Origin of the sequence: Parendozoicomonas haliclonae (genome assembly GCF_900174585.1) — a bacterium.
GTDB classification, from domain to species: domain Bacteria; phylum Pseudomonadota; class Gammaproteobacteria; order Pseudomonadales; family Endozoicomonadaceae; genus Sansalvadorimonas; species Sansalvadorimonas haliclonae.
Map to the genome: position 1 here is coordinate 517,256 of NZ_FWPT01000001.1, position 26,912 is coordinate 544,167.

The 26,912-nt window shown below is 51.3% G+C and carries 21 protein-coding genes; 11 read left to right on the plus strand and 10 right to left on the minus strand.

Annotated elements, in window-relative coordinates; translation table 11 throughout:
* Window positions 1–153: 153 nt before the first annotated feature.
* From EHSB41UT_RS02510 to EHSB41UT_RS02550, 9 genes are all read left to right on the plus strand, one after another.
* Complete coding sequence (locus EHSB41UT_RS02510) at window positions 154–1,020, plus strand: (Fe-S)-binding protein (protein ID WP_087106547.1); 867 nt, start codon at window positions 154–156, stop codon at window positions 1,018–1,020.
* Window positions 1,013–2,458, plus strand: coding sequence for a LutB/LldF family L-lactate oxidation iron-sulfur protein (locus tag EHSB41UT_RS02515; RefSeq protein WP_087106550.1), 1,446 nt, complete (start codon window positions 1,013–1,015; stop codon window positions 2,456–2,458). Before EHSB41UT_RS02510 ends, EHSB41UT_RS02515 begins: the two co-directional genes overlap by 8 nt.
* Window positions 2,455–3,126, plus strand: a complete 672-nt coding sequence (locus EHSB41UT_RS02520; protein ID WP_087106552.1) for a LutC/YkgG family protein — start codon at window positions 2,455–2,457, stop codon at window positions 3,124–3,126. The genes EHSB41UT_RS02515 and EHSB41UT_RS02520 overlap by 4 nt, the downstream gene beginning before the upstream one ends.
* A 2-nt stretch (window positions 3,127–3,128) precedes the next feature.
* The gene (locus EHSB41UT_RS02525; RefSeq protein WP_242667217.1) at window positions 3,129–5,987 is read left to right on the plus strand and encodes an FAD-binding and (Fe-S)-binding domain-containing protein; all 2,859 of its coding nucleotides are present in this window, start codon (window positions 3,129–3,131) and stop codon (window positions 5,985–5,987) included.
* Window positions 5,988–6,165: 178 nt separating this feature from the next.
* Window positions 6,166–7,215 carry a TRAP transporter substrate-binding protein gene (locus EHSB41UT_RS02530; RefSeq protein ID WP_242667228.1) on the plus strand — a complete coding sequence of 350 codons (1,050 nt, stop codon included), beginning with the start codon at window positions 6,166–6,168 and terminating at the stop codon, window positions 7,213–7,215.
* A 64-nt stretch (window positions 7,216–7,279) separates the two neighbouring features.
* Window positions 7,280–7,813: a TRAP transporter small permease subunit gene (locus tag EHSB41UT_RS02535; RefSeq protein WP_087106556.1), complete on the plus strand. Its 534-nt coding sequence runs from the start codon at window positions 7,280–7,282 to the stop codon at window positions 7,811–7,813.
* Window positions 7,814–7,831: 18 nt separating this feature from the next.
* The gene (locus EHSB41UT_RS02540) at window positions 7,832–9,121 is read left to right on the plus strand and encodes a TRAP transporter large permease (protein WP_087106558.1); all 1,290 of its coding nucleotides are present in this window, start codon (window positions 7,832–7,834) and stop codon (window positions 9,119–9,121) included.
* 126 nt (window positions 9,122–9,247) lie between these two features.
* The gene (locus EHSB41UT_RS02545; protein ID WP_242667218.1) at window positions 9,248–10,651 is read left to right on the plus strand and encodes a cache domain-containing protein; all 1,404 of its coding nucleotides are present in this window, start codon (window positions 9,248–9,250) and stop codon (window positions 10,649–10,651) included.
* Window positions 10,641–11,282, plus strand: a complete 642-nt coding sequence (locus EHSB41UT_RS02550; RefSeq protein WP_087106561.1) for a response regulator transcription factor — start codon at window positions 10,641–10,643, stop codon at window positions 11,280–11,282. Before EHSB41UT_RS02545 ends, EHSB41UT_RS02550 begins: the two co-directional genes overlap by 11 nt.
* Here the strand turns inward: EHSB41UT_RS02550 and EHSB41UT_RS02555 are convergent.
* Complete coding sequence (locus EHSB41UT_RS02555) at window positions 11,279–12,085, minus strand: lipase family protein (protein WP_087106563.1); 807 nt, start codon at window positions 12,083–12,085, stop codon at window positions 11,279–11,281. The two genes, EHSB41UT_RS02550 and EHSB41UT_RS02555, sit on opposite strands and share 4 nt — an antisense overlap.
* Window positions 12,086–12,255: 170 nt before the next feature.
* Between EHSB41UT_RS02555 and EHSB41UT_RS02560 the strand changes: the two genes are divergently transcribed.
* Complete coding sequence (locus EHSB41UT_RS02560; RefSeq protein ID WP_087106567.1) at window positions 12,256–12,879, plus strand: acyloxyacyl hydrolase; 624 nt, start codon at window positions 12,256–12,258, stop codon at window positions 12,877–12,879.
* Window positions 12,880–12,962: 83 nt separating this feature from the next.
* Here EHSB41UT_RS02560 and EHSB41UT_RS02565 read toward each other — a convergent pair whose 3' ends face one another.
* Window positions 12,963–14,705, minus strand: a complete 1,743-nt coding sequence (locus tag EHSB41UT_RS02565; RefSeq protein ID WP_087106569.1) for an ABC-F family ATP-binding cassette domain-containing protein — start codon at window positions 14,703–14,705, stop codon at window positions 12,963–12,965.
* 579 nt (window positions 14,706–15,284) lie between these two features.
* On the opposite strand from EHSB41UT_RS02565, the gene EHSB41UT_RS02570 reads away from it, so the two are divergent.
* Window positions 15,285–15,635, plus strand: a complete 351-nt coding sequence (locus EHSB41UT_RS02570; protein ID WP_133060366.1) for a hypothetical protein — start codon at window positions 15,285–15,287, stop codon at window positions 15,633–15,635.
* 92 nt (window positions 15,636–15,727) lie between these two features.
* Here the strand turns inward: EHSB41UT_RS02570 and EHSB41UT_RS02575 are convergent, their stop codons facing one another.
* From EHSB41UT_RS02575 to EHSB41UT_RS02610, 8 genes are all read right to left on the minus strand, one after another.
* Window positions 15,728–17,335: an F-box/WD repeat-containing protein gene (locus tag EHSB41UT_RS02575; protein ID WP_087106572.1), complete on the minus strand. Its 1,608-nt coding sequence runs from the start codon at window positions 17,333–17,335 to the stop codon at window positions 15,728–15,730.
* Window positions 17,336–17,723: 388 nt separating this feature from the next.
* Window positions 17,724–18,941 (minus strand): type II secretion system F family protein, encoded by a 1,218-nt coding sequence (locus EHSB41UT_RS02580; protein ID WP_087106574.1) that lies wholly within the window; start codon window positions 18,939–18,941, stop codon window positions 17,724–17,726.
* Between the two features lie 130 nt (window positions 18,942–19,071).
* Window positions 19,072–19,878: a symmetrical bis(5'-nucleosyl)-tetraphosphatase gene (locus EHSB41UT_RS02585; protein WP_087106576.1), complete on the minus strand. Its 807-nt coding sequence runs from the start codon at window positions 19,876–19,878 to the stop codon at window positions 19,072–19,074.
* A gap of 57 nt (window positions 19,879–19,935) precedes the next feature.
* Window positions 19,936–20,313 (minus strand): Co2+/Mg2+ efflux protein ApaG, encoded by a 378-nt coding sequence (gene apaG, locus EHSB41UT_RS02590; protein ID WP_087106578.1) that lies wholly within the window; start codon window positions 20,311–20,313, stop codon window positions 19,936–19,938.
* A gap of 11 nt (window positions 20,314–20,324) precedes the next feature.
* Window positions 20,325–21,143: a 16S rRNA (adenine(1518)-N(6)/adenine(1519)-N(6))-dimethyltransferase RsmA gene (gene rsmA / locus EHSB41UT_RS02595; protein WP_087106580.1), complete on the minus strand. Its 819-nt coding sequence runs from the start codon at window positions 21,141–21,143 to the stop codon at window positions 20,325–20,327.
* Between the two features lie 81 nt (window positions 21,144–21,224).
* Entirely contained in the window at window positions 21,225–22,229 is a 1,005-nt protein-coding gene (gene pdxA, locus EHSB41UT_RS02600) for a 4-hydroxythreonine-4-phosphate dehydrogenase PdxA (RefSeq protein ID WP_087106582.1), read from the minus strand.
* Window positions 22,230–22,252: 23 nt separating this feature from the next.
* Complete coding sequence (surA, locus tag EHSB41UT_RS02605; RefSeq protein WP_087106584.1) at window positions 22,253–23,551, minus strand: peptidylprolyl isomerase SurA; 1,299 nt, start codon at window positions 23,549–23,551, stop codon at window positions 22,253–22,255.
* A gap of 17 nt (window positions 23,552–23,568) precedes the next feature.
* On the minus strand, window positions 23,569–26,451 hold the full coding sequence (locus tag EHSB41UT_RS02610; RefSeq protein ID WP_087106586.1) for an LPS-assembly protein LptD: 2,883 nt from the start codon (window positions 26,449–26,451) through the stop codon (window positions 23,569–23,571).
* Between the last annotated feature and the right edge of the window lie 461 nt (window positions 26,452–26,912).

A 26,912-nucleotide genomic window follows, 5' to 3' on the forward strand; every position in this document is an offset into this window, starting at 1 on the left:
GGTACTGCACTCCATCGGTATTTCTCCTTTCTTTTGTTACCTATTGTGTAAAAATCATTGGCCGCATTGACAATGCTTGGCGCGAATGACTAATCTCCGGCTCAATACCCAAGTTCCTGATAATTAAAATTAAATAGTTGGCGTCGTGTAAATATGCCGGAACTGTTCACTAATGCCATGCCTGAAGCTACGGGTACTGGCAAGTCGGCTTCAGCTGACACTCATCATACGACTCATGATTTAGATCGAGACTACCCATCCCGGCCACAGACCGTTTATCTCTATGGCACCTGTCTGATTGATCTTCTTCAGCCCCAGGCCGGGCTTGATGCGCTCAAGCTTTTGGAGCGGGAAGGAATCAATGTCGTTTTTGCCGAGCAGCAGACTTGCTGCGGCCAGCCAGCCTACACCTCCGGCTATGATGATGAAGCCCGTGCCGTAGCCAGTCTACAGATGGAAGCCATGCCTGGAGACTGGCCGGTAGTGATTCTGTCCGGCTCCTGTGGAGGCATGATGCATCATCATTACCCGAAGATGTTTGCCGGACAGCCGGAAGAGCAACAGGCCATCAAGTTTGCGGAGCGGGTGTTTGAATTCACCGAGTTCCTGGTGCATGTGCTGGGCTATCAGCCAGACGATCAGGGCGAACAGGAAACCGTTGCCGTTCATACTTCATGCACGGCTCGCCGCGAGATGAATGTTCACAAGACCGGCTGGGCATTGATCGACCAGCTGAAGAACGTCTCCCGCGTTGTTCATGACCATGAGTTTGAATGCTGTGGGTTTGGCGGCTCCTTCTGTGTACGTTATCCGGATATTTCCGGTGCTATGGTGAACGACAAAGTTGATGCCATCTCTGCGACACAAGTCGACCGTTTGATCAGTGCCGATTATGGCTGCCTGATGAATATCAATGGCGCGATGGAGTATCGGAACCTGCCGCTTAAGGGCGAACATATTGCCTCTTATCTTTGGCAGAGAACGACAGTCAATAGTGCAGGGGAGTCGAGCAATGGCTGATACGATTCCTATTAAAGAGCTGAGCTTTGATGAGCGAGTAGAGCGGGACCTCAATAACCCGTTGCTACGCACGAACTTTCGGGAAGCCATGGACTTCCTGATGGATAAGCGCAGCGGGCAGTTTCCAGACTATGACCAGTTGCAAGAGTTAAGAGACCTGGGGGCCAGTATCCGGCGTCGGGCCCTCTCCAAACTTCCGGACCTTCTGGAAGCGCTCGAAGAGAAACTGCGTGCCAACGGCATTCGTGTGCACTGGGCAGAAACTCCGGAGCAGGCCAACCAGATCGTTCTTGATATTGCCCGCCATCATAATGCCCGCACCATGATCAAGGGCAAGTCCATGGTCAGTGAGGAAACCGAGCTGAACGAGTTTCTGGAGCATGCAGGTATTACCGCTGTTGAAGCGGATATGGGCGAGTATATTCTGCAGCTGGCTCATGAAAAGCCTTCTCATATCGTGATGCCGGCCATTCATAAAACCAAAGAAGACATTGCCCGTCTGTTTGCTGAAGAAGTCCCTGACTGTGACTACACGGAAGATGTCGATGAACTGATTCAGGCGGCTCGTAAGGAGCTGCGCAAGCGTTTCCATGATGCCGATATTGGCCTGACCGGCGTAAATTTTATGGTGGCTGAAACCGGCACACTGGTGCTGGTGGAAAATGAAGGGAATGGTCGTATGGCTACGACTGTGCCGAAAGTGCATATCGCCATGACCGGTATCGAGAAGGTGATCGAACGGCTTGATGATCTGCCTCCGCTGCTGACACTGCTTACCAACTCAGCCACCGGCCAACCCATTACCACCTATGTGAATATGATCTCTTCTCCACGCAAGGAGGGGGAAGATGGGCCGGAAGAGGTGCATCTGGTGCTGCTCGATAATGGCCGCACCATTCCCTATGCCGATGAGGAGATGCGCCAGACTTTGCAGTGTATTCGCTGCGCGGCCTGTATGAACCATTGTCCGGTATACACCCGCCTTGGCGGTCATGCTTATGGCACAACCTACCCTGGACCGATCGGCTCGATTCTTTCTCCGCATCTTTTGGGTCTGGAAGATACTAAAGACCTGCCCAGTGCCTCCTCCTTGTGTGGCGCCTGTGGAGAAGTTTGCCCGGTTCGTATTCCGATCCCTGACCTATTGCGGCGGTTACGCCATGAAGGCGTAAGAAAGCTTCATAAAGGCGAAGCGCCCGTTATCCGCGGCCATGGTGCCAAGTACACCCATACCGAGAAGGTCAGCTGGCTCAGCTGGAGCAAGTTATACAGCTCTCCAGCTCTGTATCGAACCTTTGCCCTGTCTGCGACTTTGCTAAGGGGGTTAAGCCCATCAAAGATGAAAGGCTGGACGGATTATCGAACAGCTCCGAAACCCGCCAGGCAAAGCTTGCACACCTTGATCAAGCAGCATCGCAAAGAGGAGGGCAAGGTATGAGTACCAGTATTCAGGCGCGTTCTAATATCCTTTCTCGTCTTCGCAGTGCGCAGACGTCACCGCTCACAGTGGCGGATGATATTGGCTCGGCACAGTTACCTGAGCGTAGCCGGGCAGAAAAAGTCAGTCGTCTTGTAGAGCTGATGAGGGCGGTAAAGACAGAGGTTCATCTAGCGACAGATGAGCAATGGCCTCAGCTGCTTACGGATACTCTCACGGCAAAAGGCATTACTTCGCTGCTGGTTTCATCCCGCAAGGAAACCGGGAAAAGGCTGACTGAGATAGAGGATGAGCTAGAGCTGATTGATGTTCCCGATAACCCTCTTTCTCTGAAAGACGATCTGTTTTCATCGATCCCGGCATCCCTGACAACCTGCCGTTGTGGAATTGCGGAAACCGGCACCCTGGTTCTCTGGCCTGACCATGATGAACCACGCGCCATGTCACTGGTCCCGCCGGTGCATTGTGTGCTGCTGAAAGAGCAGGATATTGCTAACACTTTGGCAGATATTATTCGTGTCGAAGAGTGGGCCGGCCAGATGCCAACGAATGCGTTGTTGATATCCGGGCCGTCCAAAACCGCAGATATTGCCCGGATTCTGGCTTATGGCGCCCATGGCCCCAGAGAGCTGGTGGTTATGCTGGTACAAGAACAAGAAGGTCAGTAGACATGGCTGAAAAGATGAGCAGTACAGTCACATCGTTTTATAAAAAGCTGGGAAGCCTTATTCCTAAGGATCGGTTATTAACTGATCCTGCTCGCCTATTGGCCTTTGGTACCGATGCGTCTTTCTATCGGTTGATTCCACAGCTCGTTGTGCTGGCAGAATCGGAAACCGAAGTGCAGCGGATTCTACAGCTGTCGGCTGAGTTGAAGGTACCCATTACCTTCCGTGCAGCGGGAACCAGTCTGTCTGGTCAGGCAATAACCGATTCTGTACTGATCATTGCCAGCAAAGGCTGGACTGGCCATGAACTGCATGATTATGGCGAGAAGATCGCTTTGCAGGTAGGTGTGATAGGCTCGGAGGCAAATGCCATTCTGGCACCGCTGGGTAGAAAGATCGGGCCGGACCCTGCTTCAATAAACACCTGTCGTATTGGTGGTATCGCGGCCAATAACTCCAGCGGTATGTGCTGCGGCGTTGCCCAGAACACTTATCACACAATGGACAGTCTTCGTCTGTTTCTGGCGGATGGTACCTTGCTGGATACCAGTAACCCGACCAGTATTGAAGCTTTCCGCTTTTCCCATAAACATCTGTTGGATGGTCTGGACGAGCTGGCCACACAGGTTAAGGCCAATAAGCCTTTGGCTAAGCGTATCCATCACAAGTTTCGCCTGAAAAATACCACTGGTTACAGCATCAATGCGCTGGTGGATTTTGAAGATCCCATTGATATTCTCACCCATCTTCTGGTGGGCTCGGAAGGCACGCTGGGCTTCCTCTCTTCAGTCACATTTCATACGGTGCCTGACTATGCCAATAAGGCTTCAGCACTGGTGGTGTTTCCGGATGTAGCGACCTGCTGTCAGGCGGTAACAGCACTGAGTAAAGCACCGGTGTCTGCTGTTGAATTGATGGACCGTCGGGCTATGGCCTCGGTGACTGGTAAGCCCGGTCTGCCGCCGTTTATTAATGATGATCTCTCTGCTGATGCCTGTGCGCTGCTGATTGAGACGCGGGGCGAAGATGCTGATGCTCTGGCAGCACAGATTGCTGCAATTCAAAAGACCATCGCAGACTTCCAGGTATTGGAGCAGGTGGACTTTACCACCATTGAAGCCGAATACGCTGCCCTTTGGGCCATCCGCAAAGGACTGTTCCCGGCTGTTGGTGCGGTACGTCAGACCGGTACCACGGTGATTATTGAAGATGTGGCTTTCCCGGTAGAGCAGCTGACCTCCGGTGTGCTGCGTTTGCAGGAACTGTTTGATAAATACCAGTACAGCGAAGCGTTGATCTTTGGGCATGCGCTGGAAGGGAATCTGCACTTTGTCTTTACCCAGGCGTTTGATACAGCGGAAGAAATCGAGCGTTATCGGCTGTTTATGGATGATGTCTCCCAATTGGTAGCCGTAGAATTTGGCGGTTCACTGAAAGCGGAACATGGCACTGGTCGCAATATGGCGCCTTATGTAGAGCTGGAGTGGGGCAGTGATGCCTATGCGCTGATGAAGGCGATCAAGAATCTGTTTGATCCTGAAAACCTGCTGAACCCCGGCGTTATCCTCAATGACGATGAGCAGGTGCATATCTCCAACCTGAAACCCATGCCAGCGGCTGATCCTTTGGTGGATAAGTGTATTGAGTGTGGTTTCTGCGAGCCTGCCTGTCCTTCACGGGCACTGACATTAACGCCTCGCAAGCGCATTGTGCTGTGGCGGGAGATCAGCCATCTACGACGTACTGCAAAGACTGGTGCTGAGAAGCAACGTCTGGAAACGCTGGAAGAGGAATACACCTGGCAGGGTATTGATACCTGTGCAGCCTGTGGACTGTGTTCTTTGCGCTGCCCGGTGGAGATTAATACCGGTGAGTTGACCTTAAAGCTGCGTGCGGAACAGAATCAAAGCTATCAAAAAACAGCGCAATGGGCTGGTGATCATTTCTCAGGATTAACGGCAGCTGTCAGAGGCGGCTTGAAGGCAGCAGATGTCGTGCACTCGGTTATCGGCACTGATGCCATGAGTGGTATCAGTCAAACCGTGCGTAAACTCTCCGGTGATCGGATTCCACTCTGGAGCAAAGGGATGCCAAAGGCCGCCAGCCAGAAGGCTTTTGCGCATCCTGATGCTGCAGAGAGTGATAAGCCAGCGGTTGTTTATTTCCCCAGCTGTGCCAGCCGCAATATGGCTCCGGCACGTATGGATTTTGAGAAAGAGCCACTGAGCGATGTGGTTGTTCGTTTGCTCCATAAGGCCGGTTATCGGGTGATTTATCCGGAGAACCTGTCTGGTCTTTGCTGTGGCCAACCCTTCCAGTCCAAAGGGCAACCAGAAGTTGCCAGCGAGAAGGGGGATGAACTTCGCTATGCCCTGCTAAAGGCCAGCGAGAACGGCCGTTGGCCGATTGTTTCCGACACAAGTAGTTGCAGCAATCAGCAACGTAGTGAGCATCCAGATACACTGCAGATTTATGATCTTGTAGAGTTTATCAGTGAGCATCTTCTGGATCGGCTGACTTTACGGAAAACCAGTGAGCCGATCATGGTGCATATTCCCTGCAGCCTGCAGAAGCTGGGTGGACAGGCGGCACTTCAAAAGGTGGTTAGCGCCTGTACCACGCATATGGTGATTCCTAGTGATATCACCTGCTGTGGCTTTGCTGGTGACAAGGGCTTTAATACACCTGAACTGAATGCCAGTGCGCTGTCGCCTTTATCGGAGCAGGTACCGAATGGCTGTCGTGAAGGTGTTTCCACCAACCGCACCTGCGAGATAGGGCTCAGCACCCACAGTGGTGTGCCTTACCATTCTGTCGCCTATCTTCTGGATCGCTGTGCTCTGGATCCGTCAGAAATTTAATCAAATATAAGCCATCTACGTAGTATTACGTAGACGGGCTTAGCGGCATTGCGAATAGTGACCCTCGTGTTTTTCCCACACACTGTCCTCGACTGAAATTCTAATAATAAATTTTCAGAAGAAATCTCAAACAGAGAGGACTACAAAAACAATGAAATTCTCTTTCCCGAAAAAAGTCATGGCTGCCGCTCTGTGCGTGGCTGCTTTTGCCGGTTCTGCCCAGGCGGCAGAAAAGGTTTACCGCCTGAAGATGGCAGAAACCTGGCAGTCCAACTTCCCGATCTTCGGTGACACGCCGCGTAACATGGCGGCGATGGCTGAGAAGATGTCCAATGGTCGTCTGAAGATCACCATCGATTCCGCCAACAAGCACAAGGCGGCATTCGGCGTATTTGATATGGTGCGTTCCGGCCAGTACGACATGGGCCACTCCGCGTCTTACTACTGGAAGGGCAAGGTGCCGAACACCCTGTACTTCACCACCATGCCATTCGGTATGACTGCTCCTGAACAGTATGCCTGGTTCTATCATGGCGGCGGTCAGGAACTGATGGACAAGGTCTACAACAAGTTCAACTTGATGAGCTTCCCTGGTGGTAACACCGGTAACCAGATGGGTGGCTGGTTCCAGAAAGAGATCAACTCTCTGGAAGACCTGAAAGGCCTGAAGATGCGTATTCCTGGCTTCGCCGGTGAGGTTCTCGCCGAACTGGGCGCCAAGCCAACCAACATCGCTCCGGGTGAGCTGTACACCGCGCTGGAACGTCGTACCATCGACGCTCTGGAATGGGTTGGTCCTTCCCTTGATCTGCGTATGGGCTTCCACCAGATCGCTCCTTACTACTACACCGGCTGGCATGAGCCTGGTACCGAGCTGCAGTTCCTCGTGAACAAGCGCACCTGGGATCGTCTGCCAGAAGATCTGCAGGAAATCCTGCGCGTCGCTATGCGTACAGCGGCTTACGACATGTACATCCAGTCTTACCATGCGTCTGCCGAGAACCTGGAGAAGATGCTGACCGAGTACCCTAACGTACAGGTTAAAGACTTCCCTGCCGACGTGATCAAGGCTATGCAGGATGCCAACAGCAAGCTGCTGGCAGAAAAGGCTGCTGCTGATCCACTGGCCAAGGAGATCCTCGACTCTCAGGCTGAGTACATGAAGAAAGCCCGTCACTGGACGGATGTTTCCGACAAAGCCTACCTGAATAACTTCAACGCTGAATAAGTCCTGCTGCGGGAGTCGTATAAGTGACTCCCGCTTTATCTGTTTTCACGAGAGGAGAAAAACTATGCTGGTGCAGCTTGAAGACCTGCTCAACCGGTTCTCCGATCTTCTGGGAAAAGTGGCGGCAGTGCTGTTTATCCTGTTGATATTCAATGTTTTCTACGACGTGGTTGCCCGTTATGTGTTCAACGACGTCTCTATCGGCCTGCAGGAGCTGGAGTGGCACCTGTTTGCAGCCGTTTTTATGCTGGGTGTGCCTTATACCCTGCGCGCCAATGGCCATGTTCGGGTTGACCTGATTTACGAACGCCTGTCCATCAAAAAACGCGCCCTGATTGATTTGCTTGGTGCTCTGATCCTGTTGCTGCCCTTTGCCCTGCTGGTGGGCTATTACGGTATCGGTTTTGCCCAGGAAGCTTACGAGCTGGGTGAAACATCAGGCGACCCTGGTGGTCTTCCCCATCGCTGGATTATCAAGGCGGTGATTCCGTTTACCTTCTTCTCCATTGCTGTCAGTGGACTGGCCATGATGCTGCACAGTATCAATGTTCTGACCGGGAAACGGTCCGATGGCAACTACACCCCACCACAACATTAATAAGCCGGGGACGTAAACATGATTGGAATAGTAATGTTTTTCGTGGCGCTGCTGATGCTGCTGGTCGGCTTCCCGGTTGCCTTTACCTTCGGCGGTGTCGCTCTGATTTTCGGTGTCTGGGCCGAAGGCATGGATATGTTCGCGTTCATGCCGTTCCGTATCCAGAGCATTATGCAGAACGTGGTTTTGATGGCCGTGCCCCTGTTCGTCTTTATGGGTATCGTGCTGCAGAAGACCAGGCTGGCCGAACAGCTGCTGGAATCTATGGGCAAGCTGTTTGGCGGTATCCGTGGTGGTCTGGCGATTTCTACCGTTCTGGTTGGTGCGCTGCTGGCGGCGTCTACCGGTGTGGTGGGTGCATCTGTGGTGGCGATGGGACTAATCTCTCTGCCGGTGATGCTCAAGTACAACTATGACAAGTCACTGGCCTGCGGCACCATCTGTGCCTCCGGTACTTTGGGGCAGATTATCCCGCCTTCCATTATCCTGATTATTCTTGGTGATGTGATGGGCATCCCAGTGGGTGATCTGTTCAAAGCTGCGGTTGGCCCGGGCTTTATGCTGATTGGCGTCTATATCGTCTACATCGTGATTTATGCCTGGATGCGTCCTGAACAGGCTCCAGCTTTGCCGCTGGATGATGATGTCGCTAGCCGCCGTGAGCAATATGTAAAGGCGATCAAGGCCATCATTCCACCGCTGGCGCTGATTCTGATCGTACTGGGCTCTATCTTTGCCGGTATTGCTACACCTACCGAGTCAGCGGCTCTGGGTTGTGTCGGTGCTCTGTTCCTGGCTGTGGTTTACAAGCAGTTCAGCTGGAAGATGGTGTACGAATCTTCCAAAGAAACCGTCAAGGTTACCGCGATGGTCTTTGCCATTCTGCTAGGTGCGACAGCCTTCTCTATGGCCTTCACCTATACCGGTGGTGACTACATTGTGGAAGAAGTGCTCTCCAACTTGCCGGGTGGTGCCACAGGCTTCCTGCTGCTGTCGATGCTGGCCATTCTGATTCTTGGCTTCTTTATCGACTTTGTCGAAATCAGCTTCATTATCGTGCCGATTCTGGCGCCGGTTGCTGATGCATTGGGTATTGCGCCGGTCTGGTTCGCGATCCTGATTGCCATGAACCTGCAGACTTCGTTCCTGACACCACCATTTGGCTTCAGTCTGTTCTATCTGAAAGGTGTGGCGCCGTCGTCTATACAGACGGTCGATATCTATAAAGGTGTTGTGCCGTTTATCCTGATGCAGGTCGCTGTGGTGATCTCCATTCTGGTGTTCCCCGAGTTCTATGGTCTGGTGTAAAAAACCGGAAAATAGGCATGTGTGTGAGTGAATAATCGGGCCGCTTTGCGGCCCGATTGCTTTCTAAAGGCAGCTGGGATAGTTTGGCTTTACTATAAAAATCAGAGTGTTGGAACGTATAAGCCTTTGACTCTAAAAATAAAAATTCTGCTTCTGGCTCTTCTTCCGCTGATTATTATCTCTGTCGCGATTACTACTGTTCACCAGCGTCAGATTCGGGAGCTTTCCGAGCAGGAAATTGCCACCTTTGAACGCAACCTTCTGGCTTCCAAGAAGGAAGAGTTACGCCATTATGTTGAGTTGGCATTGGCCACGACAACCGGTCCGCTGTCGATGCTGGATCAGGGCAAATCCCGTGAGTGGGTTGAAGAAGAGGTTAAGCGCAAGCTGACGGCGCTCTCTTTTGGCGCAGATGGCTACTTCTTTGCTTACTCCCGTGAAGGTGTGAATATTGTTCACCGTGTTCAGCCGTACCTGATTGGTCAGAACCTGATTGATATTCAGGACAGTGATGGCAAATATCTGATCCAAAATCTGCTTAAGCGTGCCAGCGAAGGTGGTGGTTTTGAACGCTATAAGTGGCGTAAGCCATCGGAAGGGGGGCAGGAAGACAAGCTGGCTTATGTCGTAGAAATTCCCCGACTGGGCTGGATGATGGGAACCGGCCTCTACCTCGATGATATAACTGCCGAAGTAGCAGCCATTCGTGAAGATGTGCAGACCAATATCGAGAGTACCTTCGTGACTGTGATCGGGATTATTTCCATCACTGTTATTCTGATTATTCTGGTGGGCCTGATTATTAATATCCGGGAATCACAGTTAGCCAATCAGCGTTTGCAGGAACTGGCCCAGAACTCTCTCAAGCTTCAGGTTAACCAGCGTCGTACCTTTGCCCGGGAGCTGCACGACGGCATTAACCAGATTCTTGTATCAACCCGGATGTGGATGAATCTGGTGGATAAAAAGTGGCAGCAGGACGCAGGGCGAGCGCATCTTAAAAAAGCGACGGACATGCTTGATCAGGCTATTCAGGAAGTGCGTCGGGTTTCCCATGATCTGCGGCCTATCGTACTTGATGATCTGGGTCTGGAAGCGGCTCTGCGGCAAATGCTGAAAGGTATTGCCGAGCGTAGTGAGATTAAGGTCAGTACACGTATACATCTGGACCAGGCGCTGCCGGATATCGTTGTCACCAATATCTACCGTATCGTGCAGGAAGCTCTGACCAATATTGAAAAACACTCCGGTGCCACAGAGATAAAGCTGTCTCTACTGGAGCAGGGCAATGTGGTCAGCCTGCGGATAGAAGACAATGGCAAAGGCTTTTACAACGTTCGCAGAGGTGGCCTTGGTCTCAAGAATATGCGGGAGCGGACCGAGATTCTTGGTGGCTCATTCCGTATTAACAGTTATCCGCGGGTGCCTGATATTTCCAGAAGTCAGCTGACGTCTGGCACCATTATCAGTGCTGTGTTTTATCTGGAAGCTGTTTATCAAAGCAGCAGGGACGTTGAACATGAATCATGAAATCCGTGTCTTGCTGGCTGATGATCATCCCATGGTCAGGGAAGGGCTGAAAGCGAGCCTGGATGGTGAAGGTGGCATCACTGTTGTGGCTGCTGCCGAGAATGGTGCTAAAGCTTTGGAGTTGGCTGAAGAGCTCAAGCCCGATGTGGTTCTGCTGGATATTTCCATGCCAGTGATGGGCGGCATGGAAGCTGCGGAGGCTTTTGCCGCCAGGCTGCCTGATATCAAAGTACTGGCGCTGACCATGCATGAAGACCGGGAATATATCCTCAAGATGGTGCAGTTGGGTGTGTCTGGCTATGTGCTCAAGAATGTTGATGCCGAGGAAATTATTCTGGCCATTCAGACGGTGTTTCGGGGGGGAACCTTCTTTAGTTCGGGGGCTTCACAGCATCTGTTTGCCCAGTTCAACAATACCGACGACAAACCACAGGTGCACCTGACCCAGCGGGAAGAAGATGTTTTGGGTCTACTGGCTGATGGGCTGTGTAATAAAGAGATTGCCGATCGGTTGAATATCTCGGTGCGCACAGCCGAGGCGCACCGGCAGAATATTCGCAAGAAACTGAATATCAAAACCTCTGCCGGGCTGGTGCGCTATGCCATTGAAGAACGGCTGGTGAAGTCTTAGGCGAGGTTCTCTGATAGCGCCTGATAGTTATCCATCCGGTGGTCTTCTACACCATCAGGGGCAAGGTTCCAGATATCATCATAACGGCCTTCAAGCCGATCCCAGAATCTGGCCCACCATGACAGTTTGCCATCAGTGTGGATGGTGCCGTCCGTGTCGAAATACATCAGCGTGCCAATATGGCTGTAACCAAAGATCTGCGGCGGTATGCGCGTTATCACATCATTGTTGTTTACACAGCGGAAGGTTCTTTCCTTCAGACGGTTATTATAATTTTTGGCAAACAGGTGGTTAGCTGTGCGCGGCTGGCCGAAGGTGTAAACGCCATTTACCCGGATATCGGGCTGTTGCAGTTCCAGTGTGGCAGCAGCAATGGTTGCCAGTGCACCACCCAGACTGTGGCCGGTTAACCAGATCGTCTGATTATGGGTTCTTAGTCGTTGAATCTCGGCGAGAACCTGATTCCAGACGCTGTTAAAGGCTTCATAAAAGCCGCTGTGCACCATGCCCAAGGGATTGTCTTCGGTCCAGGTATCCTTGGCGATCTGGGCATTATTCATCCATTCGCCCAAAGTGGCTTCAGTCCCCCGGAAAGCGACAATAATCTTCTTTCGATCACCGGCGACAACTGCTTCCGTATCACCTTCTTTAAAGAAGAAGCTGTTATTGCTGGTATCCAGATCAAGGTTATCCAGGGCTGTTCTTACGGTGCTTTCGTCTTCGTAGGCCAGATTGGCAAAGCGTGAGAGGTAGGCGAGGTTCTTCTTTTTGAAGTTACTGGCCTGATGGCTAAAGTCGCTCATTATTCTTCTTATCCTGCTTATTGTTCTTAAAACTGGATGTCGAATGATCATGGTATCAGGCTTTGGTGAAGTTTTTTGTAGCCTTTACCTGAATGTTTGCAGGATCCTTATGTAAAACCGCTGCCGGACGATACGTCTTGTGAACCAAGGAAAAACGTCGGAGCGGGGCTATGCACAATCTGCAAAATCAGCAGAATCACTTTCAGAAAGGCTATGCCTGGGTATTGGCTGTGATCTTGGGGCTGTTTACCCTGCCGGCCGCAGGTATGGATCTGGTTCCCGATGGTATCAGCGTCACTGGCGGTAAATATCTGCATAGCAAGGCTGATTTGAGTAACACCCGTATTGCGATGCGCTGGGACTGGAATCGTGATTTCCTCAGCAGCCCAAACTGGCGGCTGGATGGCTATTTTGATCTTGGGTATAGCAGATGGCGCAGCCACCTATCGGCCAAGGATCAGCCGAGCCCGAATGGCGCCAACAAAGCTTGGCAGGTGGGTTTCTCCCCTGTATTTCGTCTGACCTCTGAGACGAATAGCACCGTAAAGCCGTTTTTTGATTTTGGGGTTGGGGTGAGTTATCAGTCAGAGAAGGATCTTGAGAAGAAACTGAAGTCCCCTATTAATATGGGTGGGCATACCCAGTTTGAGATCCGCACCATGGTGGGCCTGCAGTTCGGGGCGAAAAAGAATTACGAGATTTCCTATGGCTGGTATCACTACTCCAATGCCAATCTCCACCCGTTGAATGAAGGGCTGGATTTTCAGATGCTGACTCTGGGTTTTAATTGGTAACGTTGTCAGAACTCCAAAAAGAATCGGGGCAGAGATAATATCTCTGCCCCGATTCTTTATTTCTTCCTACTCATAAATGTCCGTTAATTGAGACCCAACTGAGCAGATATTTGGTTAATAGCTTCCCGCCATTGTTGCTGCAGCTTCGGCTTTTGATATCTCGGTTTCTGTTTCAGGTCAGCTTCCAGTCTTGATTCCAGAGCCATAAGTTGCTCAAGCAGAACATCCTCATCGGAGGCCTCCGGCAAGGCTTCTTCAGACTTTTGCTGAGGGACAACCACTTTAGTCTGGCTTTTGGGGGCGGCACCCATGGCCGTGTAAAGCTGCTCAAGATCCAGCCACTCTTCCAGTTTACCGTTATCGATAAACCAGAAGCGGTTACAGGCTTTCTCGATCAGAGCCCGATCGTGGCTGACCAGAATAAATCCACCGGCAAACTGGTTAAGCGTTTCTGCAAGCTCTTCTTTGCCTTCCAGGTCCAGATGGTTGGTCGGTTCATCAAGAAACAGCAGGTGATAGTTGGCCAGTGTCAGACCGATAAACAGCAGTCGAGAACGCTCGCCTCCGCTTAGCTCCTTAACCTTCTGGTTGTGCCGGAGGTACGGGAAGCCCGCGCTAATCAGTGCCATTTTACGCTGCTCATCCGAAAGGGGAGCAAAGCTGCGTAAGGCATCCAAAAGACTATCGTTGTCGTTAAGCTGCTGCAGGCTCTGGTCGTAATAACCCAGACGACAGCGACCGTGAAAATTGATCTCCTCGTTGTAGCCTGCTTCTGTCATCGCCTGATAAGAACGCCATAGCAGTTGCAGCAAGGAAGACTTGCCACAGCCGTTGCGTCCGATAATCGCGACCCGATTCCCACTTTTGACCTGTTGTTCTAAAACAGAGAACAGTACCGGAGCATCGGAAGCCGGACGAACCTCAAGGTGTTGTAAACTGAGCAACCTGTTGGCGGGCAGGGCTTCACCTTTAAGACTGAGCTTCCAGGGGGTGCCTAATGTCAAGGTTGTCTGTTCATCTTTAAGGCGCTCAACCCGTCTCTCCATATTCTTGGCTTTGCGGGATAGGTCTTCGTTGTCGTAAACATGCCCCCAGGTGGCGAGTCGTTTGGCGCTCCTCTCAACCCGATCAATTTCCTTCTGCTCCGCCTGATGGCGAAGTTTGTCAGCCTCGTCCTTTTCCACAAGGGCCTGTCGAGCCTGTGAGCAGGGCAACCTGAAGAACTGCAGACCTTTATCCCGCATAATCCAGGTGCAGTTAGTCACGTTATCCAGCAGACGCTGATCGTGAGAAACGAGCACAAAGCTGCCGTTCCACTGTTTCAGGAAGTTCTCCAGCCACAGCAGGGTTGGCAGGTCCAGATGGTTGCTGGGCTCATCGAGCAGTAATAGATCAGGCTGTTTGATCAATGCACGTGCCAGTAGCAGGCGGGTATGCTGGCCACCGCTGAGGGTTCCAGCCGTAAGCTGCCAGTCGTGTTCATCAAAGCCCATTTCAGCTAGCAACAGCTCAATGCGCCAGCCTTCATCCATTCTCAGGTTTTCAGGCAGTTGTGCGGCAACAGCCTCAAACATTGAGAGGTGTTCAAGGGAAGAGGGCAGGTGTTGTTCAACCCGTTCCATCAGGCACTGGCTGGACTGGGTAATAGAGCCGGATTGTGGGACAAGGTTGCCGCTCAACAGTTTGAGCAGGGTGCTTTTGCCACAGCCGTTATGACCAACGAGACCGATACGGTCACCTTTTCTCAGGGTAAACGAAATCCCTTCAAACAGTGGGCCGGAAGTCTGGTCGTAAGATACAGATTGTGCAGATAGTAAAGTGCTCATTGCTTACTCAAGTTTTTCAGGCACTTGTTCTGTTGCCGTTTGGGCTGATTCAGAGACAAGAAAGCCTATCGCCATTCATCGCTGACGATAACCGGTAAGCCAGAGTGAAGATTATCTGGTTTAGAGAATGGTGACTTCGCTCAAGCAGAGGTTATCGCAGCACGATACCGGAAAAGCTTGAGCAGTGCGCATTACCAAAGAAATGCGCGAAATTTATTTCACACATAAGCTGTCAGATCCTCCCTTTTGTTCAAGTTAAAGAAGAGATCAGATTATTTCTGCTGATGGGGGTAGTCAAGAAGGAGAGTTCGAGGAGTGGGTGCCAGAAATATCCCTTCACTTCTGTAACCTGACGTAAGTCCTGAACACTAATCGTTGATGGTTACATATTTTATATCAGAGTTAAAAAAAACTGATTTTGTCAAGAAGAATACAACTAAGGCCTAATAGAACGCAAAATTCTTGCTAAGTAAGCTGGTGTCTATCGAAGCAAATTAGTAAGCACCATCAGGCGCAGAGCTTAGATATTTTGGAAATAAAAGTGATTATCGCTTTTGCTTAAACATGGAGGTCACAACTATGCAAGCAATTCAACAAGGAATGACAGCAACAGGCTTCAATGGGGCCGGATTTGAAAATGGTCAGCAGGCCTTGCCAGCTGAAGGGCTGCAGAATGGACGACTCATTACTGTTACCAGTCCTGATCAGCGTGCCTCAGTGGCTAAAGGCGCTTGCAGGATTATAAGCAAGGAAGACCGGGAAAACCTTGAGTTTTACAAAAAAGGTATAAACCATTTTTGTATGGTTCTTGGGGAATATGATGACGATGAGCACAGCACTTACCATCAAAAACCCCGTGAGTACTACTCGAAGCAGCTTGAATTCTACTACAACAAAACTTGGGCTTTAGAAGATAAACTGGGGCTGTAAAAAGAGCACGAAAGTGTTCACCTTAGCAGAAGGGAGGCATCAGCCTCCCTTCACTTTATTCTCTTGGCACCCTAAACAACTTCAATATCTATCTATGGGGAGTTTGTACTTTCACCGAGAACGACATCATAAATACGAACACTTTTATCCCTCGAAGCTGTTATGACTTGCATACCGCTCGGGCCAAACTCTACTGAATTAATTGTTTGCCTCTGAGTGAGGTTATACACCTGCCTCCAGTTTCCATCAGGTTTACACACCAAGATGGTGGCAACATTAGAGTTGATGAGGATGAGTTGCAGGCCATCAGGGCTAAATGCTCCTCCAGAGGCATAAACAGGAGCTTCATTACCTTCCTGATCCGTTGCGGTGATATTGCACTGCCCTGAGAAATTATTCCTTGCCAGATACATAACGCAAGGGGTTGAGCACATTATCAGATGTGAGCTATCGGGGCTGAAAAACAAAGCGTTTAGCTCACGGGTATGCTGCATGCTATGGGAGTCAATCCACGGCTGATCACTTTGGGCTCCTGACCTTATCAAAATGGTGACTCGCCCCCGTCCTCTCCCCCGCCCAAACGCCCCTAAAGCCAAATACTTTCCAGTAGGAGAAAAAACAGCATGGTTCACATCGGTCATAGCATTATAGAGATAAACGCACTCCCATAACCCATCAGCGCTTTTGTTATAGAGTCGCAGATTCTCCGCAGTAAACGTTGCCATTTGCTGACCATTTCGACATAAAGCAAGCTTAATGCTCTCCCCACTGTTCTTCTTCCACTCAGTGTGCTCAATTTCCTGCACAGTCTCCCAGAGGCCGCCCTGATTTTTAACCATGACTTTAGCGGTACCTCCACGAATACTGAACAGATTTTGTCCACAAGGACTTATGTGAGTAGTACCACTTAAATCGAGCTGCTGATGTACCAGCCAGCGGTCTCCATCCTGATGTTTAAGTAAACAATTATCAGGAGGAGACTGAACAAGCACCTGTGTACAGTCTGGCGTAAAGCTGGCACCCGTGACTCCAATAAAGTTGTCGCACCGGGGAGGGATCTCAAGTAAAGCCTCTTTTTTCCAGCCACCGGCTTCTGTACAGGAAGAAATGCCGACAGTATCGTCAACTGTCGTCGACACCATATATTTCCCATTCCTGGAAAAGAAGGCACAAAGAACGTCTCTGGAAAATACCTCGCTGTATCGCTCCTTCAGAGACCACTGGGCTAAAGTCTTGTGCTTTGCCAGCTCGTAAAAGAGAATCTTGTGATAGCTTTGATGGTTTTCGATGGAGTTAAGGTCTTTAAAGTCTTTGTGAGTGGGTTCGCTAAAACACAGTGCTTTATGGAAGGCAGGGTATTCCTTGAAGGCTGCGTAAAATGTATGAGGAAGAGTAAGAGGAAAGTTTTTCCAAAAGCAGCGGGCACGAAGGTGGGTAGCGTCAATAATGCTGGCCGATCTTTTGTTCAACCTTTGACAGGCCATCAGTTCCTTCAAAGGCAGATATTCAAAGATGGCTTTCAGAACATCCGTATTTAAATCTTCCCATTGAGGTTTGACAGATTCTGAAACAAGATAAACCAAGCGGTTAAAGGCTTTTGCCTCAGTGCCTGGAGGTACAAGACCACCATTATTTGCCATTAAAAAAACATAACATTTTTTTTCTACAAGTGTTGCGGTTTCTGGTGATTGTGATGCCATAAGAAAATACCCAATTAACTCGGCCACAACCCTAGCTAATCAATATGAGACAAGGTATGACAGCTTGGTTAATTTGGGGATTTATTCTTATTACTTTAAACAAACATTTTTTGATTTTAACCTAGCCCCACCTCTTCTCTCAGGGCTTACGCACCAGTTGACCACGACCAGAGGCTTTATAAAATCACTTTATTTCCGTGCCCTATCGTAAGCCTGCTCTCTTTCTTCATTTGAGGATATCGTTTTTGGTAACATCTTTGCGTTTGGTTTCCATAACCTTCTCTCGCAAGCTAAAATTTGACGTTCGGAGAGAAGGTAAGCCATAGTTTGAGTCTGAAAATAGTTTAATGCATCTGTAAACAGTTTTAATTCCCCTGAACAACTGGCTTTAAACCACAGAGCCCAGCTGGAAGATTGGCAGATACATCGCGATAATCAGGCCGCCAACCAGCGTACCGAGAACCACCATAATGATAGGCTCCATCAGGCTGGTCAGACCGTCGACCATGTTGTCCACTTCATCTTCATAGAAGGTCGCGACTTTACCCAGCATTTCATCCAGAGCACCAGACTCTTCACCGATCGATACCATCTGTACTGCCATGGCCGGGAATACACCAGTGTTACGCATGGAGAACTGTAGCTGCTGACCGGTGGAGACATCTTCCTTGATCCGGTTGGTGGCTTCCCGGTACACAACATTACCGGCGGCACCGGCAACCGAGTCCAACGCCTCAACCAACGGAACACCCGCAGCAAAGGTCGTTGAGAGGGTTCGGGCAAAACGGGCAATAGCCGATTTGTCGAGAATCTGGCCGATAACCGGAATCTTCAGCAGCATACGGTCAAACTGGTCTCGGGCCTTGGCCGATTTTTCCAACAGTTTGCTGATAGCAAAGCCAGCAGCAATGGCGCCGAGTAGAACGACCCACCACCATTCCTGCATCACTTCAGATATGTTGATAACCATTTGGGTAAAGGCGGGAAGCTCGGCACCAAAGCCAGCAAATACTTCCTGGAACTGCGGCACAACCTTGACCAGCAGGATACCGGTTACGATCACGGCTACAGCAACAACCGCAATCGGGTAGTTCATTGCCTTTTTGATCTTGGCCTTCAGAGCCTCGGTCTTCTCTTTATAAGTCGCGATACGATCAAGCAGGGTTTCCAGGGCACCGGACTGTTCACCGGAGTGCACCAGGTTACAGTAGAGGTCATCAAAGTATTTTGGGTGTTTGCGCAGAGAATCGGCAAAGTTGGTACCGCCGGCCACATCATTTTTGATCTGAGTGATCAGATCCTTCATGGATGGGTTTTCGGTACCATCTGCAGTAATCTCGAAAGCCTGCAGCATAGGCACACCGGCCTTGGTCATAGTGGCCAGCTGACGGGTGAACAGGGCGATATCCATCGGCTTGATCTTTTTGCCGCCACCGCCAAGGCTAATCCCTTTCTTGCGCACTTTGGTCGGGTTGATACCCTGCTTGCGCAATTCGGCCTTGGCCAGTGCCATACTGGCACTGCTGATCTCACCTTTGGTGGAACGCCCGTTCTTATCCTTGCCTTCCCAGGTGAAGATGCTGGTTTTGTTCTTTTTCTCTGCCATTCCTGCAACAGTCCTGTCAGTGTTTTCGGCCAGACGTTTCCAGTCCGACGCTGGCCTGTGCACCCGAAGCGATGCCGTGGCTATTTCGATGACGTGGTCGTAATAATAACTACTTAAATTCTAAGGGCTATTACCCGTCAGCGTCCACCGAAAAGCGTTTTCTGTCCTTGATGCGCATCACAGTTAGCTGACCTCCCCAGACGCAACCGGTGTCCAGTGCCTCATAGCCTTTTTTAAAGACCCGGCCTTCCAGAGCGGCCCAGTGTCCAAAAAGTACGGTCAGATCCTTGCTGCGTTTATGTTTGTGCAAAAACCAGGGGGCGAAACCCCGGGGCGGTATATTGCCTTTGGAATCCAGCTCAAGGGTGCCGTCCGCGCTGCAGAAACGCATACGGGTAAAGTAATTGGCAATCATGCGCAGGCGATCATTACCGGTCAGATCTTTGGACCAATGGTCCGGCTGGTTGCCATACATGTGCATGAAAAAGTCGTGACTGTCTGGACCCTGGATTGCGGCTTCCAGTTCAGCGGCCCGTCTGAGGATCTTGTCTTCATCCCAGATTGGCGGAACGCCGGCATGCACCATCAGGCAGTGGTGCTTCTCGCTGTGATGAACAAAAGGACGGAAGCGCAGCCATTCCAGCAGCTCGTGACTGTCCGGAGCATCGAGCACTTCAGCTGCAGTATCACCACGTTTGGGCTTTCTGGCGCCGGCAGCGATGGCCAGCAGGTGGAGATCATGGTTGCCGAGAACGGCCGTACAGTTTTCGCCGAGGCCTTTCAGGTAGCGGAGTGTTTCGGCGGAGGCTGGACCACGGTTCACCAGATCGCCGGCGACCCAGAGCTTGTCCTTGTCTTCGTCGAAGTCAATCTTGTCGAGCAATCTGCGCAGGGCATCGTAGCAGCCCTGGATATCGCCAACGGCGTAAGTTGTCATGCAATTATTTAATCGGTTTCGATCCATTCACCAGATGGTCAATGAAAGGCTCGGCCTTTAATTGACGACGCCAGGTACCTGCAGACTAAACAGAGGGATGGGCGTTTCAAACTCTTCCCCCTCATCGTTCACCATGCGGTAACTTCCGGTCATGCAGCCGACGGGTGTCGCAAGAATACAGCCACTGGTGTAAGAGTAGCTGCTGCCCGGAGAAATATGAGGCTGCTGACCGACAACCCCTTCACCCTGAACTTCTTCCTGCTGATGGTCACCATTGATGATGAACCAGTGTCGCGACAGAAGCTGTGCTCCGATCTGGCCACGGTTATGAATGGTAATGTGGTAAGCGAATGCAAACTGTTGTTTATCCGGTTGGGACTGAGCACTCAGATACTCAGTCTCCACCGTGACTTCAATAGGGCATCGATAAAGCAATGTCCAAGCCTTTATGCGTCTCTGTTATGCAGATAATCAGCAATTTTGACGAAGGACTCAAGAGGAAGACGCTCAGGACGCAGGCCTGGATCAATACCCAGCTGCTCAATTTCGTCGCCGGTCATCAGGTTTTTCAGGCCATTGCGGATGGTTTTGCGGCGCATGGCAAAGGCATTCTTCACCACATGATCCAGCACCTTGGTGTTCTGGCATGGGTGAGGCAGTTCCTTGTAAGGCGTCAGGCGAACGATGGCAGAATCCACCTTTGGTGGCGGGTTAAATGCGCCCGGACCCACGTAGAAAACAAGATCCACTTTACAGTAGTACTGGGTCATTACGCTGAGGCGACCGTAATTATTATCACCGGCGCCGGCCACCATGCGATCAACCACTTCCTTCTGCAGCATAAAGTGCATGTCTTCAACGATATTGGCGTAAGAGACCAGGTGGAAGATCAGTGGTGTGGAGATGTTGTAAGGCAGGTTGCCGACAATTCGCAGCTGCTCATCACTCTGGCGCAGGCCGGCAAAGTCGAAGCGCAGGGCATCGGCTTCGTGAATATGGAAGTTTTCATTCAGGCCAAACTGCAGTCGCAGGAAAGGGATCAGGTCCCGGTCCAGTTCAACCACATCCATACGCGCTACAGAGGACTGCAGCTGATTGGTCAGTGCACCCTGGCCAGGGCCGATTTCGACAATATGGTCACTGGTGCGCGGGCCAATAGAGCGAATGATCCGGTTGATAACCGCCGGGTCATGGAGAAAGTTCTGGCCGAAGCGCTTACGGGCTTTGTGGGGAATACCCTGGGAGTCGAAACTGGTTTTACTCATTCGTGGCACATATTGGGAGAAATAAAGTCGCTTCAGTCTGATGACAGAGGCTGATAGCGTGATCCGGCTGGAAACAGTGTATTAATCTCTAGATTCCTGACCGGACTGGATCATGTTCAGGGCGTAATTGATGGCTGTATTCAGACTGCCGCTATGGGCCAGACCTGTGCCTGCAAGTTCAAGAGCCGTGCCGTGATCAACGGACGTGCGAATTATAGGCAAACCAAGGGTAATATTCACTGCCTCACCAAAGCCTTTGTACTTAAGCACCGGTAAACCCTGATCGTGGTACATGGCCAGAATGGCATCGGCCTGTTCCAGTTTGGCCGGATTGAAAATCGTATCGGCGGGAAGTGGCCCTGCTAAGTGAATGCCCCGTGCACGAAGCTTGTCCAGAGCAGGATTAATAATATCCAGCTCTTCACGGCCCAGGTGACCATCTTCACCGGCATGGGGGTTCAGCCCGCATACCAGAATCTTTGGCTCGGCAATATTGAACTTGTCGATCAGATCACGATGCAAAATGGTGATCACTTCATCCAGCAGTTCGCCGGTAATGGCATCCGGCACATCCCGCAGAGGTAGATGCGTGGTGACCAGCGCAACCCGCAGGCCTTCCGTCGCCAGCATCATGACAACGCGAGGAGTCTCTGTCAGCTCAGCCAGCAGTTCGGTGTGGCCGGAGAAGGGAATGCCCGCATCATTGATAATGCCCTTATGAACTGGTGCAGTGACCATCGCATCAAAGGTGCCATCCTGACAGCCTTCCACAGCCTGATGGAGCATTTTCAGCACATAGCCGGCGTTGTGGCTATCCAGTTGTCCCGGAACAGTACGTTCTTCCAGCTTGCAGGGCATCACCAGAAGTTCGTTGGGCTGGGAGGCGGCATGGGGCAGGCTGGGATCAAAGGTCTTCAGGCGAACTTCGATACCCAGCTGGCGGGCACGGTCTTTCAGCAGGTGAGGATCGGCCAGTACCACAACCTGTGCTTCGCGCTGGCAGGCAGCCTGCATCAGGCACAGGTCGGGGCCGATACCGGCAGGCTCACCGGAGGTGATGATGAGCCTTGGTATCTTCTTGGTCATTGCAGAAAACGACTTGCAACAGCTTACAGTTTAATTTCTACGTAGGCCTGATCGCGCAGTTCGCGCAGCCAAACCTGCAGCTCTTCTTCAAACTTACGCTGGCCGATGATGTCGCGAATCTGTGCAGCTTGCACTTTATCGCTGATATCTTCTTTGCGCTTGCCCTGCACTTCCAGGATGTGCCAGCCAAACTGGCTGCGGAAAGGAGCTGTTGGGGTGTTCATATTGGTTGTCAGCATCTTTTCACGGAATGCCGGCACCATATCATCCGGGTTGGCCCAACCCAGATCACCGCCATTCAGGGCAGAACCAGGGTCATCGGAGTAGGCTTTAGCCAGTTCAGAAAACTCGGCACCACTCTCAATGCGGTCATAGATAGAACGAGCCAGTTCCTGGGCTTCCAGGTCACTGCGCACTTCATTTGGTTTGATCAGAATGTGACGAGCCTTAACCTGCTCCTGCAGCAGCTGTTCGTTGCCACGGGTATCGTTCAGTGTGATCAGATGGAAACCACTTGGGCTGCGGATAGGGCGGGATACTTCGCCTTCCTTCAGACCTGTCACGACATTGGCAAACAGGCTTGGCAGCTGGTCGGCTTTACGCCAGCCCAGATCACCACCTTCTAGGGCGTTCTGGCCTTGAGATTGGGAAACGGCCACCTGGGAGAAGTCCGCACCTTTGTTCAGCTGGTCATACAGGCCTTCAGCCTTTTTGTTGGCCTGGGCAATCTGGTCTGGAGTCGCACCTTCCGGCAGAGATACCAGAATATGGCCAAGACGGTATTCAACAGCCATACGCTGCTGGCCTTCGGCGGAGCTGCGGAAGTTATCCACTTCCCGGTCGGTGACCTGGATACGTTCCATAACCTGACGCTGACGAACACGGTTGATCAGCATTTCGCGGCGAATCTGCTCGCGGGCATCGACATAGGACAGGCCATCCTGTTCCAGCGCCTGACGGAACTGATCCAGAGTCATGCCATTACGCTGAGCAATGCTGCGAATGGCATCGTTCAGGGAGTTGTCATCAATACGGGCACCGGCACGGTCGGCAATCTGCAGCTGCAGGTTTTCAATAATCAGACGTTCCAGCACCTGCTGCTTCAGGACATGCTCAGGGGGCAGAGCGGTGCTGCGTTCCTGGATCTGCATACGTACAGACTTCAGGCGGTTGTTCAGTTCGCTTTCCATGATGACATCGTTATCAACAATGGCGACGACCCGATCCAGGGGCACAACTTTGGCGGTTACAGGAGCCACCATGGCTCCGGTAAAGGCAATGCTGGCTGCAGCAGCCAGCAGGATGTGTCGCAGATTTTTCATAATCAGTATTTCTATCCTTAACGGCTGCTGTAACCGCTGACGTCACGCAGGAATTCAGTCACTTTGCTGGTGGTAATATTGCCCAGCCCTTTCAGGACAAACTCAAAGAAGATGCCTTTGTCCTTTTCGGCGACATCAATATCTTCGTCCGGATCAATCCAGTTACGGTACATGACACGCATGGTATAACAGCAGGAGTCCTGTTCAAAACCAAAGGCTCTGTCCATCTTCCGTTTGTTGGTCATATCGTAGGTGTAGCGAGCCATTACGCTCCACTGGCTGGACAGTGGCCAAACCGTACTGAAGGTGGCTTCTTCCATATCACCATTCACAAAAACCGGCTTGTTGGTGATCGGATCAATGACGTTATTGCCCTTGTCCGGACCATTAGAGTGCTTAAGTGCACGCTCAACCTGGTTGCGATACTGGTAACGCAGGTTCACAACAGCACCTGGCTGAGGCAGGTACTGAACACCAAAGGCATAATCCTGGTTCCAGCTCTTGTCGGTGTTGTAAACCCAATCCTGAGTCAGGCGCAGGTCCGGACGAATGTTCCAGACCATCTGAGTCGCGATTGGTGAGCGGCTGGCCTTGTTGGCATCCACCAGACGCTGGTTTTCTTCGCCCAGGTTGGTGTCTTCGTTAATCCCTTCATCGAGTGTTGGATCGATATAAACCTTGCGGTCTTCAAAATAAACGATCTGACCAATAGAGAAGCGGAACCTCTCGTAGCCGTTCTCTTCCAGAAAGCGGGTTGTTAAACCAAGCGACAACTGGTTGGTATCTCCAATGCGGTCATAGCCGGAGAAACGATCATCGCGCCACAGGCTGCCATAGCTGAAGGTGGAGTTGTTGCTGTCCAGATCAGGGTTAAGGCTCTGCCCGCTCCGGTATGGCGTGTACACATAGCGCATACGTGGTTCAAGGGTCTGGGTCATCTTCAGACCGGCAAGAGCCGTTGGGCGCTCAAAGAACATGCCGCCATCCAGATAAGCGGTTGGTGCAGTTGTATCCGGACGCTCAGCCTTATCTCGGGAACCGACGCCATTAATGTAACTGTCGCTGAGGCGATCCAGACGATAGTGAACCGAGCGCATCTTTACGCCAGGTTCAATAAAGCTATAGCTGTTTTCAAAGCGGTATTTGGTGCCAGCTTCAGTATAGAGACGACCACCAACAGCATTGTTTATACCGGAGCCTTCACCCCAAATGCTCTTGTAGGTTTCATTACGTTCATTGACCTGCTCCTGACGCAGGTATTTCCACTCTTTATCCCGCAGGAAGTCGGTGTAATTGACCAGATAATCAAAGCCGAGGCCAACACCTTCACCCCAGTTACCATCAAAGGTCAGATCAATATTTTTGTTGTACGGATCGTCACCATCATCGGTCATATTTTTCAGATGCTGGGTGCCGATTTTTACGCCCCACTGGTAAAGATCACTGCCGCTGCTCTGGTAGGTTGCATAGACCTGTTGGTGCAGAGGATCAGTAGACTCAACCTTCAGATCGGAGCCAAAGTCATTGAAGTATTCACGATCGCTGACATTGGTAAAGTTGGCATCAACATTCCAGTTATGGCTCAACTGCTGCCTGTGGTTCATGTTGACCAGCCAGCGGTTGCGATCGTAATACAGGTTTTTCTTTTCCTGACGGTCAGGCGTTGTATAAGCACCGCCCAGCTCGGTATAGCTGTGCTGGCTCAGGTAACGGAATTCGGTTTCCAGCAGACCGCCACGACGAGTCATGATGCGTGGGGTGATGGTCGCATCCATATTGGGTGCGATATTCCAGTAGATCGGCTGGGTATAGTCAAAGCCGTTACTGTCGCCTTCAAAGCCCCAGGCAAAGGTCGGGAACAGCAGGCCTGACTTTCTGCGATCATCAATCGGGAAGGTGATCCACGGGGTATAGAAAATCGGTAGGCCGTAAAGATCAACGGTGGCGTGGGTGGCTGTACCGAAGCCAGAGTTCGGGTTCAGTTCAACCTGCTTGCCGTTCATCTTCCAGGTGCACTCGCCTGGAGGACAGGTGGTGTAAGTGGCTTTGTTCAGCTCAATCACACCGCTCTCGCGGCGAACAATATTGGTAGCTTCACCGCGAATGCCTTCCTGGTGGAAGACATATTTGGCATTGCTGATCTCGGCGTAGCCGCTGTCCATATTGACGTCGGCACGGTCACCAACCAGCAGCAGGTTCGGCTCACGAATCACTACATCGCCAACAAAGTCAGCTTCGCTGGAGTTGCGGTTCAGGTGTGCAGTATTACTTTCGATCTGACGGTAGCCCTGACGGACAACAACATTACCGGACAGGGTGCCCTTACCGTTTTCGTTGTAACTGGAGTTATCAGACTCTGCATAGATCGGGGCATCTGCCGGATCGCCCTTGTAATCAATGCCTGGACGGTTTGGTTCCTGATAGAAGCCTTCACAGACCATGGCGCGACGCTGCTTCTGTTTGAACAGCGACAGTTCATCAATACGACGCCAGTCGAGAGATGAGAACGCTTGTGAAACGCTGGTGGTCGGACCTGATGTAGCCGCAGTTACTGATACCGGCAGAACGCTGACATTGGCACCGGCAGGGGCTGTCTGGGCCGTGGCTGCAGATGCTGCACTGGCCTGGCTGGAGGTTTCGGTAATCGTAACCGGAACGGAGGCCTTCTGCTTAACCGCAGGCTTCACAACGGCACGCTGAGCAAAAGGGATAGGTCCCTGCTTGCGCGGTGCAATATTACATTGCCAGCCGCCTCCACTGCTGTCCTGCTGGCAGAGCCACTGGCTGTCATTGCTCAGGGCCTGGTTGGCGATTGCTGGCAAAACCGGGGTGCTGACCATCAGCCCCGTGGTAATCACCAGAGGAAGTTTGTTTTTCAGGATGAAGATATTCTTTGCCATCGGTATGAATCCGGCCTTCCCGTCGGCGTCTGTGTTAGTGACTCCATCACATCAGCTGGACTTCTCCGGCGTAGCCGAAGCACTTCCTATCGTGAGCCATTGATCCAGAGCTATGCATTGCCCGATTCAAAGTGCGTACTATTGTCTGGTAACCCTTCGTCAGAGTTGTTCCCGCAAAAGTAGTCTTTCGTAACCGGCTATTGAGTCGAAACCCGTCAAAAAGGAGAATCATACTGTAATATTTATGCCTGTCACAGGGTTGTATAAACAATCCCTGCGTTGGTACTGCTATGTTTGCGGCCAGTTTACGGAAACGGCTGCGTGATGCCGCCAGTGACGGCGGATTGTTTCAACGGCAGTGTAACGGACTGAAATGACCTGCCTCACAGCTCTGAATGTGGCTGGTCAGTTTAGACACGGCTTAAAATAATGGAAGTATGTTGCGAGAGTGCGAAAGGCTA

What these genes read in the sequence shown, in the direction of transcription:
- EHSB41UT_RS02510 (WP_087106547.1), top strand. Translation starts at nt 154, where the DNA reads ATGCCGGAACTGTTCACTAATGCCATGCCTGAAGCTACGGGTACTGGC.
- EHSB41UT_RS02515 (WP_087106550.1), top strand. Translation starts at nt 1,013, where the DNA reads ATGGCTGATACGATTCCTATTAAAGAGCTGAGCTTTGATGAGCGAGTA.
- EHSB41UT_RS02520 (WP_087106552.1), top strand. Translation starts at nt 2,455, where the DNA reads ATGAGTACCAGTATTCAGGCGCGTTCTAATATCCTTTCTCGTCTTCGC.
- EHSB41UT_RS02525 (WP_242667217.1), top strand. Translation starts at nt 3,129, where the DNA reads ATGGCTGAAAAGATGAGCAGTACAGTCACATCGTTTTATAAAAAGCTG.
- EHSB41UT_RS02530 (WP_242667228.1), top strand. Translation starts at nt 6,166, where the DNA reads ATGGCTGCCGCTCTGTGCGTGGCTGCTTTTGCCGGTTCTGCCCAGGCG.
- EHSB41UT_RS02535 (WP_087106556.1), top strand. Translation starts at nt 7,280, where the DNA reads ATGCTGGTGCAGCTTGAAGACCTGCTCAACCGGTTCTCCGATCTTCTG.
- EHSB41UT_RS02540 (WP_087106558.1), top strand. Translation starts at nt 7,832, where the DNA reads ATGATTGGAATAGTAATGTTTTTCGTGGCGCTGCTGATGCTGCTGGTC.
- EHSB41UT_RS02550 (WP_087106561.1), top strand. Translation starts at nt 10,641, where the DNA reads ATGAATCATGAAATCCGTGTCTTGCTGGCTGATGATCATCCCATGGTC.
- EHSB41UT_RS02555 (WP_087106563.1), bottom strand. Translation starts at nt 12,085, where the DNA reads ATGAGCGACTTTAGCCATCAGGCCAGTAACTTCAAAAAGAAGAACCTC.
- EHSB41UT_RS02560 (WP_087106567.1), top strand. Translation starts at nt 12,256, where the DNA reads ATGCACAATCTGCAAAATCAGCAGAATCACTTTCAGAAAGGCTATGCC.
- EHSB41UT_RS02565 (WP_087106569.1), bottom strand. Translation starts at nt 14,705, where the DNA reads ATGAGCACTTTACTATCTGCACAATCTGTATCTTACGACCAGACTTCC.
- EHSB41UT_RS02570 (WP_133060366.1), top strand. Translation starts at nt 15,285, where the DNA reads ATGCAAGCAATTCAACAAGGAATGACAGCAACAGGCTTCAATGGGGCC.
- EHSB41UT_RS02575 (WP_087106572.1), bottom strand. Translation starts at nt 17,335, where the DNA reads ATGGCATCACAATCACCAGAAACCGCAACACTTGTAGAAAAAAAATGT.
- EHSB41UT_RS02580 (WP_087106574.1), bottom strand. Translation starts at nt 18,941, where the DNA reads ATGGCAGAGAAAAAGAACAAAACCAGCATCTTCACCTGGGAAGGCAAG.
- EHSB41UT_RS02585 (WP_087106576.1), bottom strand. Translation starts at nt 19,878, where the DNA reads ATGACAACTTACGCCGTTGGCGATATCCAGGGCTGCTACGATGCCCTG.
- rsmA (WP_087106580.1), bottom strand. Translation starts at nt 21,143, where the DNA reads ATGAGTAAAACCAGTTTCGACTCCCAGGGTATTCCCCACAAAGCCCGT.
- pdxA (WP_087106582.1), bottom strand. Translation starts at nt 22,229, where the DNA reads ATGACCAAGAAGATACCAAGGCTCATCATCACCTCCGGTGAGCCTGCC.
- surA (WP_087106584.1), bottom strand. Translation starts at nt 23,551, where the DNA reads ATGAAAAATCTGCGACACATCCTGCTGGCTGCTGCAGCCAGCATTGCC.
- EHSB41UT_RS02610 (WP_087106586.1), bottom strand. Translation starts at nt 26,451, where the DNA reads ATGGCAAAGAATATCTTCATCCTGAAAAACAAACTTCCTCTGGTGATT.